Here is a 307-nt window from a genome sequence, read left to right as displayed (position 1 = left end):
CCTTCACACTTTTGGAAGCTATCGATCACAGACCAATCCAAGGTAACAACGATCTGACGTTCAGCTTGCCGGTCTATGCCGTTGATACCGATGGCGATGACTCTCTCATGTCACCACTATCGGTGACGATTACCGATGATATTCAAGCCTTAGTCGTTGGCTCATTGACAGCGAAAGAGCCATCAACAGGTGTTGAAACATCCAATACTGTTGACCTTATGCCGGACAGCAGTGCGGACGGAGGGACATTAACGAGCTTCAGCTATGATGGGGAGGCTTTACAAACTCTTAATCAAGACATCGCAAG

Annotated in this window: 1 protein-coding gene; it reads left to right on the top strand. The window is 47.9% G+C overall.

Going from position 1 to position 307, the window contains the following annotated elements; translation table 11 throughout:
* Positions 1 to 307 (top strand): hypothetical protein (locus AB4486_RS27510; RefSeq protein WP_372119975.1); only part of this gene is annotated, 307 nt, incomplete at both ends.

It is taken from the genome of Vibrio sp. 10N.222.55.C6 (assembly GCF_041473395.1).
GTDB classification, from domain to species: Bacteria; Pseudomonadota; Gammaproteobacteria; order Enterobacterales; family Vibrionaceae; genus Vibrio; species Vibrio crassostreae_C.
This window is presented reverse-complemented; position numbering and strand designations above follow the sequence as displayed.